Origin of the sequence: uncultured Bacteroides sp. (assembly GCF_949298305.1) — a bacterium.
Lineage (GTDB): Bacteria > Bacteroidota > Bacteroidia > Bacteroidales > Bacteroidaceae > Bacteroides.
On record NZ_CASFWU010000032.1, the window covers coordinates 36131 to 56640 of the forward strand.

The 20510-nt window shown below is 59.3% G+C and carries 15 protein-coding genes and 1 pseudogene; 1 reads left to right on the top strand and 15 read right to left on the bottom strand.

The window, feature by feature from the left end:
- Positions 1-239: 239 nt before the first annotated feature.
- The 15 genes and pseudogenes from dacB to Q1Y74_RS06160 all read right to left on the bottom strand — a co-directional run bounded on the left by dacB (position 240) and on the right by Q1Y74_RS06160 (position 18867).
- Entirely contained in the window at positions 240-1667 is a 1428-nt protein-coding gene (gene dacB, locus Q1Y74_RS06090) for a D-alanyl-D-alanine carboxypeptidase/D-alanyl-D-alanine-endopeptidase (RefSeq protein WP_300812931.1), read from the bottom strand.
- 195 nt (positions 1668-1862) lie between these two features.
- Positions 1863-3224 carry a dihydrolipoyl dehydrogenase gene (gene lpdA / locus Q1Y74_RS06095; protein WP_300812932.1) on the bottom strand — a complete coding sequence of 454 codons (1362 nt, stop codon included), beginning with the start codon at positions 3222-3224 and terminating at the stop codon, positions 1863-1865.
- A gap of 103 nt (positions 3225-3327) precedes the next feature.
- A complete protein-coding gene (locus Q1Y74_RS06100; RefSeq protein WP_300812934.1) occupies positions 3328-6447 on the bottom strand; it encodes a chondroitinase family polysaccharide lyase in 3120 nt (1039 codons plus the stop codon).
- Between the two features lie 237 nt (positions 6448-6684).
- Positions 6685-7191, bottom strand: a complete 507-nt coding sequence (locus Q1Y74_RS06105; RefSeq protein ID WP_300812936.1) for a DUF4348 domain-containing protein — start codon at positions 7189-7191, stop codon at positions 6685-6687.
- Between the two features lie 516 nt (positions 7192-7707).
- Entirely contained in the window at positions 7708-8616 is a 909-nt protein-coding gene (locus Q1Y74_RS06110; RefSeq protein WP_300812938.1) for a DUF1593 domain-containing protein, read from the bottom strand.
- Positions 8617-8632: 16 nt separating this feature from the next.
- Positions 8633-10054, bottom strand: coding sequence for a nucleoside hydrolase-like domain-containing protein (locus Q1Y74_RS06115; RefSeq protein ID WP_300812940.1), 1422 nt, complete (start codon positions 10052-10054; stop codon positions 8633-8635).
- 114 nt (positions 10055-10168) lie between these two features.
- Positions 10169-10780: an epoxyqueuosine reductase QueH gene (locus tag Q1Y74_RS06120; protein WP_300812942.1), complete on the bottom strand. Its 612-nt coding sequence runs from the start codon at positions 10778-10780 to the stop codon at positions 10169-10171.
- A 164-nt stretch (positions 10781-10944) separates the two neighbouring features.
- The gene (gene uxuA, locus Q1Y74_RS06125) at positions 10945-11970 is read right to left on the bottom strand and encodes a mannonate dehydratase (RefSeq protein ID WP_300812943.1); all 1026 of its coding nucleotides are present in this window, start codon (positions 11968-11970) and stop codon (positions 10945-10947) included.
- A 174-nt stretch (positions 11971-12144) separates the two neighbouring features.
- Positions 12145-12957, bottom strand: a complete 813-nt coding sequence (locus Q1Y74_RS06130; RefSeq protein WP_300812945.1) for an SDR family oxidoreductase — start codon at positions 12955-12957, stop codon at positions 12145-12147.
- Positions 12958-13104: 147 nt separating this feature from the next.
- Entirely contained in the window at positions 13105-13785 is a 681-nt protein-coding gene (locus Q1Y74_RS06135) for a WbqC family protein (RefSeq protein ID WP_300812947.1), read from the bottom strand.
- 119 nt (positions 13786-13904) lie between these two features.
- A pseudogene (lepB, locus tag Q1Y74_RS06140) lies at positions 13905-14817 on the bottom strand (signal peptidase I).
- A gap of 10 nt (positions 14818-14827) precedes the next feature.
- The gene (locus Q1Y74_RS06145; protein WP_300812949.1) at positions 14828-16318 is read right to left on the bottom strand and encodes a S26 family signal peptidase; all 1491 of its coding nucleotides are present in this window, start codon (positions 16316-16318) and stop codon (positions 14828-14830) included.
- Positions 16319-16332: 14 nt separating this feature from the next.
- Positions 16333-17217 carry a DNA damage-inducible protein D gene (gene dinD, locus Q1Y74_RS06150; protein WP_300812951.1) on the bottom strand — a complete coding sequence of 295 codons (885 nt, stop codon included), beginning with the start codon at positions 17215-17217 and terminating at the stop codon, positions 16333-16335.
- Positions 17218-17226: 9 nt separating this feature from the next.
- Positions 17227-17988, bottom strand: coding sequence for a 4-hydroxy-tetrahydrodipicolinate reductase (gene dapB / locus Q1Y74_RS06155; RefSeq protein WP_300812952.1), 762 nt, complete (start codon positions 17986-17988; stop codon positions 17227-17229).
- Positions 17989-18273: 285 nt separating this feature from the next.
- Entirely contained in the window at positions 18274-18867 is a 594-nt protein-coding gene (locus Q1Y74_RS06160) for a DUF3267 domain-containing protein (RefSeq protein ID WP_300812954.1), read from the bottom strand.
- Positions 18868-19074: 207 nt separating this feature from the next.
- Between Q1Y74_RS06160 and Q1Y74_RS06165 the strand changes: the two genes are divergently transcribed.
- Positions 19075-20319 (top strand): HAMP domain-containing sensor histidine kinase, encoded by a 1245-nt coding sequence (locus Q1Y74_RS06165; protein WP_300812955.1) that lies wholly within the window; start codon positions 19075-19077, stop codon positions 20317-20319.
- Positions 20320-20510: the final 191 nt, after the last annotated feature.

Below are 20510 nucleotides of genomic sequence, written 5' to 3' on the forward strand. Positions count from 1 at the left end.
AACCGCTCCGGGCGCATCCACGTTGTAGAGACGCAAAATTTTGCGTCTCGCCCAGAAGCAACGGCGGCATCTATCCATACGGACAGAAGGCTGCGCGACGTGAGACGCAAAATTTTGCGTCTCTACAACTGCGTGCAGGCAATTGGAAAATTCGCCATCAGGACTGCACCGATTAGCTTATCATCGGACGGGATGTCTGTCCCCGTATGTATCGCCTCAGGGAAGAAGGGGGAAGAGGCTCAGTCCAGCCGCATCAGCTCGTCGCACACCGTGTCCTGAAAGGCACGTGCCTCCTTGCCCGAAAGCGCGTTCTGGTTCATGATGGCAAAGGCCACCCAGTGTCCGTTGGCCGCTTGCAGATAGCCTGCCAGGCAGTTGATGGCGGTGTAGGAGCCTGTCTTGGCGAATACGCGTTTGTGGGCGGGCCGTCCGGCTTTCATGCGGCGTTTCAGCGTGCCGTCCACGCCGCCCACGGGCAGGGCCTTGTAGAGCTTCTGAAAGAGGTCGGTGCGCGAGTAGGCATACTTCAGGAAGGCCACCAGCAGCTCGGGCGATACGTAGTCGTAGTTGGACAGGCCACAGCCGTCGGCCAGGCTGTAATGGTCGGGGTCGTAGCCCAGCCGTTTGATGAGGGCCCGCACGGCTGCCAGTCCGTCGCCGGCAGAGACGTGTTTCTTGCCGGTGGCCTGCGCGCCCAGGCGGCAGAGCAGGGCTTCTGCGTTCAGGTTGTCGCTCTCCTTCATAATCTGTCTCACAACGGCCTGAACAGGGGTCTCGTAGGCGGCTATCCGTACGGCCAGACTGTCGGCCTCCAGCTCGCTGAATTCATAGGCAGAGAGGCAGCGCACGCCGCGGCCTTGCAGCCGTTCCACGAAGGTGCGCATGAAGAAGTCCTGCGAGGCAAAGAGATTGACCGTTCCCGTCCGTTCCCCGTCCACATTGCCCGTCACGCAGACGGCGTTGCCGTTCTCCAGCCAGTTGCGCGTCACGCGGAAGCGTCCTGCCGAGGGTGTCCGCGAGCGGGTCTTGTTCTCTACCGTATAGTAGGACGAGGCGGGCCTGCACTCCAGCCGTGCCGTGTCGCCCCTGGCTCCGGGGGTGGCGGTCACCGTCAGCACGCCCTTGTCCAGCATGAGCGGCGACAGGTAGGGCTGGAAGGCATAGGGCGTGTCGTCCCACAGCCAGCCGCTGCCCCAGTAGAGGGAGTCTTTCATGGAGACGTCGCCGTACACTTGCCCGTAGATGACTTTGAATGGCTGTCGGGCCACCATGCTCACCAGCGAGTCCAGCGCCTCATCGTCCAGTTCGGGGTCAAAGCCGCCCACTACGTAGAGGTCGCCCTTCAGCGTGTCGGCTTCGACTGTCCCCCGATACCACACTTCGGTGCGGAAGGGTTCGTCGGACTTGGGCTGTGCCAGGGCCGTAATGGTCGTAAGCAGTTTCATGGTGGAGGCGGGACGGGAGAGCTTGTCGGCCTGGTAGGCATAGAGCGGCTTGTTGGCGCTCAGGTCGTAGGCGGCAATGCCTACGTTCGAGCCCTGCGGCAGGCCGTATTTCACCAGCGTGTCCAGCCGTGCGGTGAGTGTCTGGTCGCCGCCCTCTGTCTTTTGGGCAGACAAGGGCAGGCAGAGCAGCAGAGAGAGAAGCAAAGAGAATGTACGGAACACTTGTTTAATGGTAAATGATGAATGGTTAATGGTAAATGGAGATTTTTCAGACGCGGATGACACGGATGGCGCGGAATTATTCTTTTTATTTCTTTTAATCCGCCCCCAGTGTCGCCCCTGTGGCCAAAGGCCTTCAGGCTCAAGACTTGAAAATCTATGTTGTCCGTGTCATCTGCGGCTGAAGAATGTTCCGGTTCAGAGTGCCTCGCGGAAGATTTCGCCCACCGTGGGATGCGGGAATACAACTTTCTTCCACTCTTCGGCGGTCAGGCCCAGTTCGACGGCCATGCCCGCCAGGGTGATGATTTCCGAAGCGGGGTTGCCCAGCACGTGCGCGCCCAGGATGCGGCCTTCCTTGTCCAGCAGCAGCTTGCAGAGGCCGTTTACGCCCTCATTCTCCGCCACGAAGCGGCCCGAGTAGGCCATCGGCAGCTTCACCGCCTCGTAGTCCGTGCCCTTCTGCCGCAGGCTGTCCTCGGTCTCGCCCACGCCTGCAATCTCGGGGTTGGTGTAGACCACGCCGGGAATGGCGCGGTAGCTCATGGCGTCCGCCTTCCCCGCCACGGTGTGTACGGCCACTTCGGCCTCGCGCACCGCCGTGTGGGCCAGCAGCGAGAATCCGGTCAGGTCGCCGCAGGCATATACGCCGGGCACCGAGGTGCGCATCTGTGCATCCACGCGGATGTGACCGCGCTCCGTGCGCTCCAGCGCCAGGTTCTCCAGTCCCAGGCCGGCGGTGCAGGGACGGCGTCCCACGCACATCAGCAGTCTTTGTGACTCTACCGTCAGGCCGTTGCCTCCGGCGTCGGTGCATTCGGCCCGGAGCAGGGTCTGTCCGCCGTCGGCGGCAACCGCAGCGAGCGAGAGCACCCGCGTACTCGTCAGGAACTTCACGCCTCGGCGGGCATATTCGGCTCTGAGCAGGGCGGCCAGTTCACGGTCCATGCCGTTCAGTATCTCGTCCATCATTTCCACCACCGTCACCTTCGTGCCCAGGCTGCTGAAGAACGAGGCGAACTCCATGCCTATCACTCCGCCGCCCACGATGGTCAGCGACTCGGGCAGTTCCTTGCACTCCAGCGCGTCGCGGTGGGTCCAGTAGGGCACCGTGTCCAGTCCGGGGATAGGGGGTATTACCGTCTCCGAGCCCGTGCAGAGCAGCAGGTTGTCGCACTCGTAGAGCGTTCCGGCACAGCTCACGTGGTTCTTGTCCACCACCGTGGCCTCGCCTTCCACCACGTCCACGTGGCAGGCGCTCATCTTGCCCTTGATGCCCAGCACCAGCTTGCGCACCACCTTCTGCTTGCGGGCAATGATTTTGGGCAGGTCGGCCTTCACCTCGCCCGTGCTGACGCCGTACTTCGACGCATGGCGCGCCGCGTCGCAGGTCTTGGCGGAATAGAGCAGCGTCTTGGTGGGGATGCACCCCTCGTTCAGGCAGACGCCGCCCAGGCTACGTTTCTCGAACAACACTACACTCAGTCCTGCCTTTCCGGCAGCTTCGGCGGCCGTGTATCCCGCAGGACCCCCGCCGATAATGGCTACTTGGTATTTCATATCTTTTCAGGTTAAGTCAAGGCTTGCGCCGTATTTTTCGGTGAAGATACGACTTCTGTTCCAAAAAAGAATGAAGCGGGCGCTCTTTTTTCACGGCTTCCGCCTATTTGGACAGCTCCACCTCGAAGCTGGCAGCGTCCTTGCAGGCAAAACGGAGCACCGTCTGCTTCCTGTCGGCCGAAATCACCTTGCAATAGGGCGTCTCCTTCACCTGCCAGCGGCCTTTCAGGGTGAGGGTCAGGGGCATGTCCCGGCTCTTGTTGTCAATCCACGGGCGGGAGTAGATGCTGCGTTCCTTGCGCTTGCCCTGCTCGTCGAAAGCCTCGTCGCTGGGACCGCTGTAAAGGGCCAGGTCGGGCTGGCAGACGGTGAGCAGCGCCTTGCCGCCTTCCTGGCGCACCATCACGAGGCAGGATGTGTCGGCCGCCTGCACCAGCCCGGCCTTGGGCAGTGACTGCGGTGTCTCGAAGAGTACGTACGAAGTGAGCCGGCCGTCGGCGGTACGTACGATGTGGGCGTTACGGTCCTGCCGCAACACTTTATAGTCCGGCTTGCGGGCGAAGCGTTTCAGTGCGGCTGCATCGGTGCGCGGCAGGACGGCATACTCGTAGGAAGCGCCTTCCGGTGCCTTGCCGTGTTGCAGGGTGAGCGATACCCAGTCGCCCGTAGTGGGCTTCACACTGCGTTCGCCTACGGTAGTCTGAGGGAAGTTCCGCTCAAATTTAGCCCATTTCATCGAACTTTCCGGCAGGTAGTAGCCCACTCCGTTGGGGTCGAGGTAGGTATTCCCATCCTCCTGGTAAGTTTCCCAATAGGTGCGGAAAGCGGGCGTAGTGGCCGCCAGCTGGAAGACGGTAGTCTCCGTGGGATAGTCTGCATTCGTGTTCTCGATGTCCGAGCCGAGGCAGACGATGGTGCCGTCCAGGAAGTGGTAGGACTTGCGTGCGCGCAGCGAGCCGTTGTACTTGTCGTGCTCGTGCAGCTTCATGCCGAAGTTGCCGTTCTCGCGGCCTTGCGAAAGCCCGCCGGCAAAGGCTTCGTCGGAGTAGAGCATTTCCTCCATGCCCGAGAAGGTGTCTACGTTGAGCACCCGGGCGCGCAGCTGGTCGAAGGGCAGGTGGATGCTGGTGGCGCCCGGTATGCGGTTCCAGTCGAACCCTGCCTCCTGCCAGCCGCTGGTGCTGAAAGTGACCATTTCATCGGGTTTTCCTGTCAGTATCTGCATGCTTCCGTGTGCCAGGTAGCGGCCGTAGAAGTTGGCGTCCAGGTAGTGCTCGGCCGCCCAGAGGTAGCGCGAGTGTCCGCGCACCACGGCTGCCCAGTTGTCGCGTCGCTGCACGCTGACACAGCCGTAGCCCAACGCCAGGTTGCCCTGCGGGTCGGGTTCGGGTCGGAAGCCCTGTGCCTCCAGCTCCTGCTTCAGCTGCAGTTCCTTTTGGGTCGAGGTGCGGGGCAGGTAGTCGGGGTCGCTCTCGCTGACCCGTCCGCTGTACGCCATCAGGCGCAGGTAGGCGGCGGCCATGTCGGCGTCGTACTTCTGCTGTCCGTCCGGTGTGCCCGAGAGGGCCATCATGGCGTACTGCACGGGGATGAGCTGTCCCTTGCCGTTGGGGTGGCGTCCGGACATGGAAAGCGCCCACTGGCGGGTGTTGCAGTAGAAACGCATGGTGAGCAGTACCTTCTTCACCGTTGCGTGCGCCAGTTCAGACACGCGGAACTGCGTACCGCTCAGCAGGTAAATCATGTTCGTGGCACCGTCCAGTCCGCCCACGGCGTAGGCGGGATAGTTGTTGCGGTGGTGGAAGCAGGCGCCGTCGCTCTTGAACGAGCCTGCCAGTCCGTCGGCCGGCCGGCATCCGTAGTCCAGCCAGCGTGAGAAGGAACGCAGATACTGCACCTTTTCGGGCGAGTCTTCCATGATGAGGATGCTGGCAATGCGTCCCTGTGTCTGGGTGTTGAAGGAGTCGATGTCGATGCCGTTCACCGTGGGCATGGGGTAGACCTCGTTGGTGATGGCATACCAGCGCAGCGTCCGCTCGGCCTCGGCCAGCTTGCCTGCCTCGCGCAGCACGTCCTTCATCAGGAAGTAGGCCACGTAGAGGCCGCGCATGCTGTAGCCGTAGTGGTGGATGTTGCCCCAGCAGCTGCCGTAGGCCACGCCCTGGTCGGTGATGTGGTCGTACATGGCCAGGAACTTCTGCCGCAGCTCGTCGCGCAGCGTGTGGTCCTTGGCGTTCAGGTAGGCGACGGCAATGCGCTTCATCAGGTTGAAGTAGGCGTTCATCTCCATGCCCAGCTTGGTGAACATGTCCTTGTCCCAGTCCGGCATCATGCGCTCGTAGGCCTCGGCCTGGCGCACCATGAAGATGGGCAGGCCGCTCACCTTTCCGTTCCTATAAGTGATGCCGTAGAAGTCGTAGGCCTTGCGGATGGCCTGCATCTCCTTGTCGGTGAGCCGGCCGGGCGTGTAGAGCATGTCGCGGAAGCGGGCTTCCATCCGTTTCATGTCGGCCTTCTGTTGCTCGTCGAGAGGTGTCAGGGCCATGTCGGGCTTCCAGAGCGAGTGCTCGTAGATGACCAGCCAGTGGCTCGTGGTTCCCTTGTTGACAAAAGGCACCTGCACGTCTGCCGTCTGCTGGCGGGAGTCGACCTTGCTGCCGGTGACGATGTGGTCGAAGTAGAGTTTGCCCTTCACGTCGGGCGCCACCACGCGCAGTTCGTCCATGCCTTCCTCGGGCGTGCCCTCCATGTCGCGCTCGTAGCATACCCAGGCCCCGCGCCAGCCCGTGAAGTTGATGCCGAAGGGGAACGATGTGCAGACCTTGCCGTCCTTCAGGAACTCGAAGCGCAGCTGTTTGTCCTGTGCCTGCTCGTTGTACACCCACACGATGAAGGCCGACAGGTAGGTGTCCTTGCCCGTGGGGTCTTTCTTTTCAAACATCAGGTCTTTCTTCACACGAAGCACGGCTCCCGGTTCAAACTCCCAGCCGAGGCTGTGCTGGCCGTCTTTGTAATGTTCGTCGTTGATGTACAGGCGCGAGCCTTCGCCGGTTGACATGAAGGCGGGCACGGCTCCGTCCTCGAAAGAGAGCAGCCGCTCGTTTTTCACCACCTGGGCCCGCAGGCCGCCTGTTGTCAGAAGGAGGCCGAGCAATGACAGGGCTGCAGCCTTGCAGATAAGGGAATGAGATTTCAGCATGGTTTCCAGTTTTATGTTTTTCATCGTTAAGCCGTCTGTACACCCCCTTCGGCGCGGTGGGCGCAAAGGGTTGTTCAGGCGGCACAAAGGAAGCCAACTTCTGCAAAAAGAAAGGTCATAAATAGTACATAAGAAGTCCAAAAAGTTTCAGACGCATTGGCGGGGGAGGCTGAAGGCGCTTCCCTCATGCCCCGCGCATCCGTTTCCCTCCGGCCGTTCCTGCCTTCCGGACAGGCGGGGCGTGCGCCGGGCCGTCCGGACTCAGGGATGCTGCTTCTCGAAAGCCCTGTTCTCCTCCTGCACGGTGCGCACGGTTTCCTCCAGCTCGCCGATGGGGAGGTCAATGTTGTACCAGTCGTTGTAGCAGTCGGTGACATACCATTTGCCGTCAATCAGCTCGAAGATGACGCGCAGCGAGGGCTCGGACTCCTCGTAGCCGGCCTCAAACTCCTTCATTGCCGGCTGGTCTGCCGTGAAGTGCGACACGTACACTCCGCCCTCTTCTTCGGTGATTCTTCCTTCTTTCATCGTCTCGGCGTCCAGCAGGGGCCACTTCTCGCGGGTGAAGGGGAAGGATTGTTCCGTTTCGCCGTCGTCCTTCAGCAGGGTGATGGGCGACTTCAGGGGGAACTTGACGCGCGAATACTGGAAGGACGCACTGGTTGTGAATTTCTGGAGGAAGGTCTTGAAGTCCTCACCGGCGCGGCTGCCGGAAACAAAAAGGGTCAGTGCTGCAAACAGACAAAATACGTAGCGGATTGTCTTCATATAAAAGGGGTATTGATTCGGGGGACAAATATACGAAATGGATGCGAATCTCATTCCGTCACGGACAAAATTCACAACTGTTGCAATCGTTTCACACCGGCGTCCTTCGGCCCGGCTGCCGGTTGTTTGCACCGTGCAAGCATCGTCCGTCTGCCATGCAAGCATGGTCTGCGGACCGTGCAGGCATTGTCCGCGGACCGTGCAAGCATCGTGCATCGGCCCCTCAGACATCGTGCCAGGGGCCTTCGCACAACGGTTTCTCACGCGCCTTGTGCGGCATCCGGCATGCGTCTTGCACGCCTTTGCGCAGATGCGGCGGCCTGTTGCGGGGGTGGGGGCGCCGGAGTCCGGGGGCTTGCGCCGCAAGCCGGCCTACTTTGCAGGCGGCAGCATCCGGTCGGCCCTTCTGGCGAAGTCTTCCTGAAACTGCGCGCGCCATTGGTAGACGGACTTTCCGCCTTCGGGAGCGTCGAACCAGTGGTTCTTGCCTGCGTCGGGGCGGACAAAGCGGCCGCCCTAGCCGGGCTGGTCGGGCTTCTCGGCGTCGCTGATGCCCAGGGCGGCGCTGACGAGGTAGAGGAACGAGGGCGAGTCGCCTTCCCACACGCCGGGCGTGTCGGGGTAGAAGCCGCTTTCGGGATAGGCCATTCCCAGCAGGCCGTGGCCGCGGCGGATGTACTGGTTCACCCATTTCAGGTCGGCCACCGACGGGTCGGAGCCTGCGGCGTTCCAGAACATGCCCATGTGGTTCTGTCGCGACACAATCATGAACAGCCGTGGGAAGGTGTCCAGCAGCCATTGTCCCGAGCCGTCCTGCAGCCCGATGGTGTAGATGCGCACCTTGTCCAGGAGGCGTTCGGCTTCGGCCTGCGGTCTGGTCTGCGTTATCTTCCACAGGGCCTGGGCCAGGTCGGCTGTTCCTCCCCAGACGCAGAACCACACGGGGCGTGTGTCGGGTTCTTCCAGCAGGCGGATAATCTGTTCGGATGCCTCGCTGTCGCAATCTTTTCCTACGATTTCATCGGCCTTTTTACCCCACGTGCCCGAGCGTCCCTGCCACGTCACCCGGCGCAGGGCGTCGGCCGTAGGGTAGCGGTTGTCGTGCCGCTGCAGGTTGGGCTGCACGGCTTCGTAGAGGTAGAGCATGTCCAGCAGATTCTGTTTGTTGGCCACGTTGGCAAAGGTGCCCGAAGTGGCGATGAGGCCCTCTACGTCGAACTCGTTGGTGTAGAGCAGGAAGCGGACCATCGACTGCACGTCGTCCGAGTCGCTTCGGCGTTCGGGAGCGCCGAATCCCATTCCGCCGGGCACTACGTCCACTGGAGGGAAGTCGGTCATGATGACTACACGCAGGCGCGGTGCTGCCTGCAACAGGCTGCCCGCTACGAGCAGCAGAAGAAAGGCGAGGGATAGTTTTTTTCTCATGAGTTATAGGGTGTTGTTAGGGGTTGACGGTTATGATTACTCTGCGGTATCCCTTCAGTGCGGGCTGTCCGTTGTCGGTCACTTCGCAGATGACGTGAAGGGCCTTTCCGGCTGCGTCGGCAGGCACGGTGAGGGTGGCACGGGCCGCGTCGGCATGCTCTATCTCCGGCGTACCGGCATAGGTTCCGGCTTCGGGCAGTATCCACCAGTGGTAGCTGAGGCGGTCGCCGTCGGGGTCGGACGATTTCGAGGCATCCAGTTGGATGGTTTCTCCGGCACGGGCTTTAAGACTGACGGCATCCAGGCCTTTCTGGCGGTTGACTATCACGACGGGGTTGCGGTTGCCTTTCCCTTGGGTAGCCCAGTCCATGCGGGCGGCGAAGTTGGCAAAGATGGCGGGGTAGAAGTAATTTTCGTACTTCTGCGATATTTTCTTCACTTCGGGCTGGTGGTTGGTGTAGCAGCTGGTTTCGCCGTCGGGACTCAGTCCCCATTCGAAGTAGCCGCCCCAGCCCGCTTCGTTGAATACGGCAGGGTTGTTCAGCCCGTTGGGCATCAGGTGCAGGTAGGAGGGCGTGTCGCCTTCCACGCCGTATTTGTTTTTGGGGTAGATGCGGCCCAGGTGTCCGTGGCCCTGTATATGGGTGGCGTATTCGCCCCAGCGGCTGCTGCCCAGTCCGCATTGCGAGAGCCAGGCGCTTTCGTCCCAGATGAAACGCAGCGACTGGCCGCACGTCTGACGCATCCAGTAGTGCGAGCTGTACTTGTGGTTGCCGCGGTCGCCCCAGGGCACGTCCTGGTCGGTGATGGTGTAGACGTAGAGCTTGTCCAGGAAGGCTTTCAGCTGTTCTTCCGTCCGTTCGCGGCGCACTTTCCAGATGGCTTGTGCCAGGGTGTTGGCTCCGCCCCAGGCGGTAATCCACAGCGGGCGGTCGTCGTCCTCGTCGGCCAGCTGAATCAGGAAGTCGCTGCCGCGCGAGTTGTTTTTTTCTCCCAGTTTGTCTTTACCCAGTTCCAGGCTGCCCGCCATCACCCTGCCGCGCAGGTAGTCGGCGCTGGGCCAGTAGCCCAGCCGCTGTTTGCCGTTCTCTTTCTCCAGCGGCAGGAAGCCGTTCTGTTCCGAGCGTTTCATCAGGTTGGGCAGGTCTTTCTGGTAAGCGTCGATGACGGTGCTGATGCTGTCCATCCAGCTGGTGGGGTAGGGACCGCCGCTGCTGTTCCATCCGCTGGTGGCGATGATGGCTTCTATCTCGTACAGGTCGGCGTGTACCAGCAGGCGGATGAGCGACTCCATGTCGTCGGGCTCTACGTTGGCCGGAGCAATGTCTGTCAGCACCACGAGGCGTGGCTTCAGGGTTTTGTCTTGTGCGTTTGCCGGATTGGTACAAAGGCAGCTTCCTGCAAGCAGGATAAACAGTGTTTGGAATAAGGTTCTCATGATACAGGACATATTTAAGTTAACACGGCGCAAAGTTACGTCTGAAATCTGATTTAAACCGCTTCTTTTTTAGGGAAAACAGAGCGTATTCCGAGGTTCTGCACGGCCAGACTGTTAAAGTATGTTCCGGGGCTCGCCCGAAGAGGGGGCAGGCGGTTGCAGCCGCCTCATGCTGAACTCGCAGCCGCAATACTGCTGGTTGTAGAAGTCGTATTCGCGCAGCAGCTGGTTGCGGCGTTCCTGCAGGCCGCCTTTGCGCCAGTTCTGCTCCCAGAACAAAGTTCCGGGATAGAGGGCGGCGGCACGGCGTCCGGCTTCGTTGATTTGTTCCAGACTCTTCCAGCGCGATGAGGCCAGGGTGGTGGTAAAGAGGGTAAAGCCGTGTGCGGCGGCATAGCGGGCCGTCTCCGTCAGTCGCAGGGTGAAGCAGCGCAGGCAGCGGGAGCCTCGTTCGGGTTCGTCTTCCAGTCCTGCCATTTGGGCTTTCCAGCGGTTGTAGTCGTAGTCGGCGTCGATGAAATCGAGGTTTTGCGAGGTGACGAAGCGGATGGCCTCGTTCTTGCGTGTCTCGTATTCTTCCTGCGGATAGATGTTGGGGTTGCAATAGAACACGGTGGGGCGTATGCCGTTGGCCAGCATACACTCGATGATGGCCGATGAGCAGGGAGCGCAACACGAGTGCAGCAGCACCCGGTCTTCGCCGTTGGGAGTCTTGAGTTGGAGCATGTGGCGGGGGAAAAGCGGTAAGTGGTTGGCGGAAAATGATTAGTGGCAGGTGGTGGGCGGTTGGCGGTCAGTGGTCGGCCATGGGTGATAAGTGGCAGCCGGCACTTCCGGATGGAATGCCCACTGCTGATTGCTGACCACTAACCGCCTGCCACCAGCCGCCGTTATTTGAACAGCGTCTTCGCAATTCCCATCTCCAGTCCGCGCAGTTCGGCCAGTCCGCGCAGGCGGCCTATGCACGAGTAGCCGGGGTTGGTCTTCTTGCGCAGGTCGTCCACCATCTGGTGTCCGTGGTCGGGACGCATGGCGATGGAGACGCCGCGGCGCTGTTGCAGTTCGAGGAAGGCCTTCATCACGCCGTACATGTCTACGTCGCCTTCCAGGTGGTTGGCTTCATAGAAGTTGCCTTCGGCATCGCGCTTGGTGGAGCGCAGGTGTACGAAGTTGATGCGGTCGCCGAAGCGGGTCATCATGGCGGCACAGTCGTTGGCGCTGCTCACACCTAAGGAACCGGTGCAGAGGCAGAGTCCGTTGCTGGGGTTGGGCACGGCGTCGATGAGCGCCTGGAAGTCTTCGGCGCAGCTCATGATGCGCGGCAGGCCCAGGATGGACATGGGCGGGTCGTCGGGGTGGATGACGAGCTTCACGCCCACTTCGTCGGCCACGGGGCAGATTTCGCTCAGGAAGTAGATGAGGTTCTGGCGCAGGCGTTCGGGCGTGATGTCCTTGGTATAGTCGGCCTCGGCGCCGGGGCGGTGCAGCAGGAAGAGGTCGAAGGCGATGAAGGCGGCACGCTCGAAGCGCAGGGCGCGGCTGCCGTCGGGCAGCTCGTAGGCCAGGTCGGTGCGTGTCCAGTCCAGTACGGGCATGAAGTTGTAGGTGACGATGTTCACGCCGCATCGGGCCAGGTTGCGCAGGCTTTCCTTGTAGTTGTCGATGTACTTCTGGTAGTCGCCTGTCTGTGTCTTGATGTGCTCATGCACGGGCACGCTTTCGACAACGGACCACGTGAGGCCTACTTCCTCAATCATCTGCTTGCGCTTCATGATTTCTTCTACGGTCCACACCTCGCCGTTGGGGATGTGGTGCAGGGCATTGACAATGCCGGTGGCTCCGGCCTGCTTGATGTCCCACAGGCTGACGGGGTCGTTGGGCCCGTACCAGCGCCAGGTTTGTTCGCAAAGTATCATAATGGTATTGTTTTTAGGGTTGGGGAAGTTAAAGGTCGTTAGAAGGAGTTATCATTCCGCTTCGCTCCGTTCAGGGAGTTAAAAGCCGATACTACCTTGCTATTGGCTTTTAACTCCCTCAGCCCGCATCGCAGGCGATAACTCCTTCTAACTTCTTTAACTCCTAAAAGAAATTTACATGGCAAACACATTGAATCCGCCGTCAACGACAGCTACGGTACCAGTCACGAAGCTGGCGGCGTCGCTGATGAGGTACTGGATGGTGCCGCACAGCTCTTCGGGGCGACCCATACGGCCGAAGGGGGTCTGACGGATGACGTCCTGTCCGCGTTGCGTCCATGAGCCGTCGGGATTGGTCAGCAGGGTGCGGTTCTGTTCGGTCAGGAAGAAGCCCGGGGCTATGGCGTTCACGCGGATGCCTTCGCCGAACTTCTTGGCCACTTCGGTAGCCATGAAGGCGGTGTAGTTGGAGATGCCGGCTTTGGCGGCGGCGTATCCGGCCACGCGGGTCATGGGGCGGAAGGCGGCCATGCTGGAGAAGTTGACGATGGCTCCCTTCTTCTGTTCCACCATCGGCTTCAGGAAGACCTGTGTGGGCAGTACGGTGCCGGTCAGGTTCAGTTCGAGCACGCGCTGGAACTCTTCAATCTTCAGGTCGAAGAAAGTGCCGTCCGGCGCGATGGTGGCTCCCGGCATGTTGCCTCCGGCAGCGTTCAGCAGGGCGTCTACCCGTCCGTAGGCTTTCAGGATGTCGGCCAGGTTCTGCTCCAGTATTTCGCGGTTCATGACGTCGGTGGTCAGGAACATGGCTTCTCCGCCGTTGGCTTTGATGCCCTCCACAATGGCGTTTCCTACTTCGGCCTTGCGTCCGAGGATAACTACTTTGGCTCCTTCTTCGGCCAGATGGGCGGCAATGGCTCTGCCCAGAATACCTGTACCTCCGGTGATGACTACTACTCTGTCTTTGATGTCGAATAAGTTTTTCATGATGCGTTATGAGTTTATAATGATATGTTAGACTTGTCTGTCATGTGGAGCACAAAGTTACGCATTTCTTTAGTCAGATGTATTGTTTATATGTATCAAATACTTCTTTCCAGGTATCACGGGATACATTCTTTATTTTCGGTAGGGTTAGTGCTGACGGCACGTTTGCAGTACCAGCAGGCTTTCGGGGCCCATGTTGAACAACAGGTCGACGATGCTGAGGTTGGGCAGGAAGCCCAGCTTCTCCTGAAACACCTGATAGTAGGGACGGGGTTGGAAGTCGCTGTCTTCCGTGCGATAGTCTTTCTTGGGGTGGATGCGTTCGCGGAAGTCGTCTGTGTCCGGTCCGAGGTCGGCCCGGTATTCCGGGGTACGTTCCATGCGGGGCTGCAGGTCGATGAGCGAGCACACCAGGCGGCAGAGGGCCTCGTTGAAGTCCATCAGGAACTCATACTTCTGTTCGTAGAAGGGACGGAAATCGTCCTTATAGTATTCGAAGAAGGGTGTGTGGTTGTAGGCCGATTCCAGGGCGTTCCAGTGCAGGTGGCGCCAGTTGCCGTGGTCGGAGATGCGGATGTCGCGCATGAAGCACTTGGGCGTGTCGGGCTTTACGATGGGCACGGTGAGGGCCAGCGGGCCGTCGGGGGCGGCAATGGTGCAGCGGTTGCGGTAGGTCTGCTTCAGGTAGTGGTCGTACTGTTCCACAAGTACCCGGTCGTATGCCAGCAGTTTGACGTAGTACTCTACGGGTGCCAGATAGGCCGAGGTGAGGCAGACGGCAGGAGGAAGGGGAGCCGGAGCGGCGAGTGGGTCGGGATGCTGTGTCATGATTCTGTATCTATTATGTATAAATGAAGAATGAGGAATGAAGAATGAAGAATTAGAAACAGATTGCAAACCTGCCGGATGGCAATTCTTCATTCTTCATTCCTCATTCTTCATTTTTTTTACCTTACTCTTGTCCACATCCTGTCCCAGCGGTAGCCGCTGAAGAGGCCGGTACCTTTCTTCTTGGAGAACCAGATGAAGGATGCCTTTCCGATGATGTGGTCTTTGGGGACGAAGCCGAAGAGGCGCGAGTCGGACAGGTTGATGGAGTTGTTGGCCACCACCCAGCAGTAGTCCTGGCTGAAGCGGCAGTATTGCGTGGGCTTGCCGTCCACGTAGAGGGTGTCGTTCTTGATTTCGGCCTGCCGCTTCTCGTGCAGCACCAGTGTGTTGCGCAGCAGGGTCATGTTCCACGGATAGACCTTGACGGCCACTTCCTTGCCGGGCACTATCAGGGGATGGAGGTGACGGGTGGAGTCGGCGGCGTCCAGCGGGCTTATCCAGCAACTGTCTGTGAAGGCCTGCTCCAGCAGGTAGTATTCGTAGCGGCTGAAGCTGCGCACGTTGCGTGTGGAGTCCTGTCCCAGCAGACGGTTGGAGCGAGTCAAGCTGCCGCTCCCTCTCGGGCGGGTAAGTGTAGAGGAACTTCTGGTCGGGGGCATTTTGTTCGGAGGGGATGACGAAAAAGAGGGAGTCGGTCAGCAGTGTGTCGCCTGCCGTGCCGATACAGCGCCCGATGAACACTTCGCGGCGGTCGGCTACAGGCTGGGACAGGTCGGCAGGGTTGTTGAAGACCACGATGTCCTCCCGCTTCAGCGGCCTGTCGGCCCAGCGGTGATAGCCCAGCAGTCCCATGAAAGGCAGCCTGAGCCCGTAGCTCCACTTGTTGACCAGGATGCGTTCGCCGCAATAGAGGGTGTTCTCCATGCCCGACGAAGGAATGAGGTAGGGGGCAGCAACGCAGCCGCGGAGTAATATTACGGCCAAAATTACTCCGACGCAGGCTGCTGTTATCTTCCATACCTTCTTCACGTTGCCGCGCTTAATTGTTGTCCACCCATTTGAACAGACGGTTCCAGCGAATCTTGCCGTCCAGCCAGCCGCGGTCCTTGTCCAACGAGAGCCATACCAGCAGCGGCTTGCCCACCACGTGGTCCTCGGGCACGAAGCCCCAGTAGCGCGAGTCGGCGGAGTTGTGCCGGTTGTCGCCCATCATCCAGTAGTAGTCCATCCGGAAGGTATAGGTGTCGGTCTTTTGGCCGTTGATGTAGATGCCGTCCTCGCGGCGCTCCAGCTTGTTGCCCTCGTAGGCCTCGATGCAGCGCTCGTAGAGGGGCAGGTTGTCGTCCGTCAGGGTGATGGTGGCGCCTTTGGCGGGAATCCAGATGGGGCCGTAGTTGTCGCGGTCCCACTTCGTATAGAGGTTCTGCGGGTATATGTCGTTCGAGTAGATGGAAGGTTCCTTCACGATGCGGCTCACCAGTTTCTTGTTGCCTGCCAGCGTGTCGTACATCTTCTGCGTCAGCGGCAGGTGGTAGACAGGCGTCAGTTGTCCCTTGCCATCGCGGCGGTCCAGGCCCATTTCTACGAGGCTGGGCTCCCAGCTCGGGTCGTCGTTCATCAGCATCCGGTCGTCGTTGCTGATGCCCAGTTCGCGGAACATCGTCTCGGGTATCAGTGGTCCGGTGGTCTGCACGAAATAGTTGAACTGCATGTTTTCGGGATTCTCGATGGCCTGACCGTCGATGTACACCTGTCCGTCCTTAATCTGCAGCGTGTCGCCCGGCAGGCCCACGCAGCGCTTCACGTAGTTCTCGCGGCGGTCTACGGGGCGTGTCACCACCTTGCCGTACATCCGCGGGTTGGACAGGATGAGGTTGCGTCCGGCCTGGTAGTAGAGGTCGTACACGGCCCGCTGCTGGCGGCGTGTCAGGCTGTCCATGTCCACGTGTTTCGGGTACAGGCGGCGGCCTTCGTTGTAGGCCAGGCTGTAGAAGTCCGTCTGCTGGAAGTTGGTGGCCACGGTGTCGCCGGCGGGGAAGTTGAACACCACGATGTCGTTCAGCTTCACCTTGCCGAAGCCGGGCACGCGCTTGTACTTCCACTGCGGCCACTCGATGTACGACTTGCAGTCGAACAGGGGCAGCGTGTGCTGTGCCAGGGGCATGGACAGCGGCGTGTTGGGTACGCGCGGCCCGTAGCTCACCTTGCTCACGTAGAGGAAGTCACCCACGAGCAGCGACTTCTCCAGCGACGACGAGGGTATCTGGTAGTTCTGGAACAGGTAGATGTTGACAAAGTAGACGGCCACCAGGGCGAACACGATGGCGTCCACCCAGCCCATGACGCCGCGCACGGTGGCGTTCTTCGACTTCTTCCACCATCCCCAAGGTATCTTCTTGCTGATGTAGACGTCGAAGATGAAGGGCACCACAATCAGTCCCCACCAGCTCTTGACCCACAGCAGGAAGAGCAGATAGAGCAGGGTGACGATACTGAATTTAATCCATTGTTTGCGGGATGCTTGTCTCATAGGATTGTTTCTTGTTATTCTGTTTTTGTTTCTTTGATTTGTTTGGGTAGCTTCTGCGACGCTTTTTCTATTTTCTTTTCGTTGCTTGTCACGCGGCGTTCCACTTTCTTGATGTCCTCGGCTGCGGGCAGGTCTTCGGGCTTGATACCCCGTTGTCCCAGCATCTGACGGACACTCCGGTTGTTCTGTATGTGTTCGTGGGTGATGGTGGTTTCGCCGTACAGGTCTTTCTGTTCTACGTTGTAGTTGGTCATCTCCGTTGCCAGATTCTTGGCGGCGATGGTCAGCGTGGGCAGGAAGTCTGCCAGTGGACGGGTGGACTTTACTCCCAGCCGTAGCTTCATGTCTTCGGTAGTGTGTCCGCCGAACAGGGCTGTATCGCCCTTCGAGCGGATGCGGGCAAAGCCCTTGTCGTCGACACCGCGTTGGTAGATGTTGCGTGACAGTTGTTTTTCAGAGGCACGGAGGCGGTCGCGCGTTTCCAGACGGGCCACTTGTTGCAGGTGTTCGGCGATGAGTTCCGCGCGGCGGGTCTGCAGGGCGAAGTAGCCTTGTGCGAAGGCTATCTCTTCTTTCTTCGGGTCTCCGTTTTGGGCAATCAGATAGCAGGCGTAGCGGGTGAGCATGTAGTCGGTCACTTCGCGCTTGGCACCACTGCCTAATGTGACCATTTTCGTGACCTCACGAAAATGGTCGTCGATGTTGATTCCCTGCGACTTGCAGGATTCAACAGCTCGGCCGATGGCTACCTGGAAGTTTTCCCAACGGCTATAGCCCAAGACGGTCTGAAGTTCGCGGGCAAACCATACTTCCACCTCTTCGCGGTCGTCATCGCTCTTGATGAAATGCATGATTTCATCAAACGTCTGCTTATGCTGATTGATTCTCTGAATGTCCATGTTTCTTGTTTACTTCAGAAACGGAAATAAGTCGCTCATCCCCAGGAAGCCTTCGTGTGTGGCGGTGTATTCGGCTGCCAGCACGGCGCCCAGTGCGAAGCCGCGGCGGTTCTTGGCGTCGTGGGTGATGGTGATGCTGTCCGCCTCGGAGTCGTAGCGGATGCTGTGGATGCCCGGCACTTCGCCTTCGCGGATGGAGCTGACGGGCAGTTCGTCGGCAGCGCAGGCGGTGGTGCCCGTCACGGTGCCGTCGGGAGCCTGAAGCGTGCCTTTCACCCACCGAGTCTTGCGGTCAAGGTTCTCCAGGATGCCTTCGGCCAGGGTGATGGCGGTGCCGCTCGGGGCGTCCAGCTTGTGGATGTGGTGCGTCTCGCTCATGCTCACGTCGTAGCCGGGGAACTGGTTCATGATGCGGGCCAGGTACTTGTTGACGGCCGAGAAGATGGCCACGCCCAGGCTGAAGTTGCTCGACCAGAACAGCGTCTTGCCACCCTCGGTGCAGAGGCGGCGCACTTCCTCGCCGTGTTCTTCGAGCCAGCCGGTACTGCCCGACACCAGTTTTACGCCCGCCTCGAAGGCCTTCATGTAGTTGCCATAGGCGGCTTTGGGATTGGTGAACTCGATGGCCACGTCGGCCGAGCGGAAGGCTTCGGAGCGGAAGTCCTCCTGGTTGTCGATGTCGATGATGCAGACAATCTCGTGTCCGCGGCCGAGGGCAATCTTCTCAATCTCCTTGCCCATCTTTCCATAACCGATAAGTGCTATTTTCATTGTTCGCTATTTTTCTTATATATAATAATGTGTGCGCAAAGATAGGACTTTTCTTACACAAACCGTTACAATTAACTTCTTGTTAACAATGCCGTGGAGAGACAGCGAAGAATCGGGTGGCGACTGCCCAGGGGCGTATTTTGTCTCATGCGTATGAGAACGGTTTTCTCATGCGTATGAGAATAGTCTTCTCATTCTTATGAGAACATCATTCTCATGCCTATGAGAATACTTCTGTGTGACGCGGGAGGCGTGCCGTTCCTTTCCGGCGTCTGCGCTCCGTTCCTACTTTGCGTAGTTGCGTCGGATGACGGTGCCCTCGAAGGGTTTTCCCTCGGCTTGATAGAGGTCTTCGTCGTCGAAGGGGCGCAGCTTCCAGTAGAGCATCACGTCGCCCACGGCGCAGGCCAGGCTGAAGATGCCGAAAGCATAAACCGTCTTGTTGCCCGTGCAGAAGCCGTGCAGGAAGGGCAGGACACCCAATACGATGGCGGGCAGCAGCAAGAACAGACGATACCACTTTAAGGAGACAGGGCGGGTGGAGTAATAGCCTACGCCTGACCAGCTGGAGTGGCAACGTATAGCTTTCGTTTGCCGCCCGTTGCAGAAGTAGAGAATCAGATAACCGGACAGAATGTTGGCGGCGAAGGCAAGGAGTGTCATCTGCCAGATGTAGCCTCTCCAGAAATTGCCGATGAAGTAGCCCACATTATAGGCCGAGGAGTCTTCCCACACGTAGCAGTAGAGCAGGGAGCCGGAGAAGAGGAGCAGGAAGAAGATGACTATCGTCCACAGATTGGCGCTTTTCGTGTTGAGTTTTACTTCGATGCCGTCAGTCTGCGGGGTATGGTTCGAGTTGAGTTGTGCAGTTGTTTTCATAATGGTATGTTTTTAGTTGTTGTTTTCTGGTTGACGTTGCAAAGATAAGTCCTCTCAGGTAAACGGAAGGTTAACGTTACGTTATCTTTACGTTAACGGAGTTGGAGGGAAAGGGAAAAGAAGTTACTTTTGTAGCGGTTAGCGGTGAGTGGTTAGCGGTTAGTACCTGCACTCACCGCTCACCGTTAACCACTAACCGCTACAGACATGAGCAAGTCCTACTACATCCTCCTCACCCTCGTGGCCGCCGCCGTGGCCGTCTTCTTCCTCGGCCGCTGGACGGGCATGGGGCTGGGACTCAACAGCCAGCGTGTGACGCGCACCGTCCACGAGGCCTGGTGCCGCGCCGACGACCGCCACGCCCTCTGCCCCGGGGCCGGGCTCGACTCCCTCTTCCGCCAGCAGCTGCGCGAGGGCGGGTTGCGCCGCCTCCGCTTCCGGCTGGACACGGTGCCGCTGGCGGACGATTCGACCGTGGTGCTCCGCTCTGCCTTGCCTTACTTCGATGACTACGAACGCGAGCTGGAGCATCGGCGCACGTTCGTCATCCCGCTGGACAGCCTGCAAGGCGTGCGGGCCCGCCTCCTCAACCTTCGTGCCGAGACGGTCGGGTCACAGCTCTACTACCTGCTGGGCACGGTGGCGGGTTTCTTCTTCCTGGCCTTCGGCATTGCCAAGCAGGTGGACATCATCCGCCGTCAGGACAAGTTGTCGCAGATGCGCGAGGATTTCTCTTACGCCATGGTGCACGACATGAAGACGCCTATCAGCACCCTTCTGATGGCGGTGAGGAACCTGCGTAGCGGTCGCCTGGACGCCAAGCCCGAACGCAAGCGCGAGCACTTCGACCTGCTGGAAAAGGAGAGCCTGCACCTGCTCGACCTGACCAATCGCGTACTGACCCTCTCGAAGATGGAGCATCACCAACTGCTGCTCGACAAGGACTGGCATCCCCTTCGTCCCGTGGTGGACGAGCTGATACAGGTGTTCGAGGCAAAGGCGGCGAAGCCCGTCACCTTCAGCACCGACCTTCAGGCCGAAGCGGTCTATGCCGATATGGAATTCCTGAAGGAAGCCCTTTCCAACCTGATAGACAACGCCCTGAAATACTCCAAAGACACAGTAGAAGTACGCATTGCCTCGCGTCAGGAGGGCGGTTTCGTCCGCATCAGTGTCCGCGACAACGGCATCGGCATCCCCCTTTCGGCCCAGCGTACCATCTTCGACAAGTTCGAGCGCGTGCTGCCCCGCGACGACGGCAGCGGACAGAAGAAGGTTTCCGGCTTCGGCCTCGGCCTGAACTACGTGATGAACGTGACCCGCGAGCACGGCGGCTATGTCAGTGTGGAAAGTGTGCAGGGGCGGTTCAGCGAGTTTACGATTTCGTTGCCCGAAAGCCTCACCCCCGGCCCCTCTCCCAAGGAGAGGGGGGAAGGAATGGAGTCGGAATAGAGAATGGCATATAAAATAATTCAAGTTTCGGTTTTACCGAAACTTGCAGGAGTTAGAGGAGTTAGAAGAAGTTATCGCCCGCCAGGGCGGGCTTAGAAGTTAAAGGCCAATAGACCTGTTACTGCTAATTTTTCTTTTTGCAAGACTATCGGCTTTAACTTCTAACAGAGCAAAGCGAAGTGGTAACTTCT

Bases quoted from the DNA above. Each gene is read 5' to 3' on its own strand.
- lpdA (WP_300812932.1), bottom strand. From the start codon at position 3,224: ATGAAATACCAAGTAGCCATTATCGGCGGGGGTCCTGCGGGATACACG.
- Q1Y74_RS06100 (WP_300812934.1), bottom strand. From the start codon at position 6,447: ATGAAAAACATAAAACTGGAAACCATGCTGAAATCTCATTCCCTTATC.
- Q1Y74_RS06105 (WP_300812936.1), bottom strand. From the start codon at position 7,191: ATGAAGACAATCCGCTACGTATTTTGTCTGTTTGCAGCACTGACCCTT.
- Q1Y74_RS06110 (WP_300812938.1), bottom strand. From the start codon at position 8,616: ATGAGAAAAAAACTATCCCTCGCCTTTCTTCTGCTGCTCGTAGCGGGC.
- Q1Y74_RS06115 (WP_300812940.1), bottom strand. From the start codon at position 10,054: ATGAGAACCTTATTCCAAACACTGTTTATCCTGCTTGCAGGAAGCTGC.
- Q1Y74_RS06120 (WP_300812942.1), bottom strand. From the start codon at position 10,780: ATGCTCCAACTCAAGACTCCCAACGGCGAAGACCGGGTGCTGCTGCAC.
- uxuA (WP_300812943.1), bottom strand. From the start codon at position 11,970: ATGATACTTTGCGAACAAACCTGGCGCTGGTACGGGCCCAACGACCCC.
- Q1Y74_RS06130 (WP_300812945.1), bottom strand. From the start codon at position 12,957: ATGAAAAACTTATTCGACATCAAAGACAGAGTAGTAGTCATCACCGGA.
- Q1Y74_RS06135 (WP_300812947.1), bottom strand. From the start codon at position 13,785: ATGACACAGCATCCCGACCCACTCGCCGCTCCGGCTCCCCTTCCTCCT.
- Q1Y74_RS06145 (WP_300812949.1), bottom strand. From the start codon at position 16,318: ATGAGACAAGCATCCCGCAAACAATGGATTAAATTCAGTATCGTCACC.
- dinD (WP_300812951.1), bottom strand. From the start codon at position 17,217: ATGGACATTCAGAGAATCAATCAGCATAAGCAGACGTTTGATGAAATC.
- dapB (WP_300812952.1), bottom strand. From the start codon at position 17,988: ATGAAAATAGCACTTATCGGTTATGGAAAGATGGGCAAGGAGATTGAG.
- Q1Y74_RS06160 (WP_300812954.1), bottom strand. From the start codon at position 18,867: ATGAAAACAACTGCACAACTCAACTCGAACCATACCCCGCAGACTGAC.
- Q1Y74_RS06165 (WP_300812955.1), top strand. From the start codon at position 19,075: ATGAGCAAGTCCTACTACATCCTCCTCACCCTCGTGGCCGCCGCCGTG.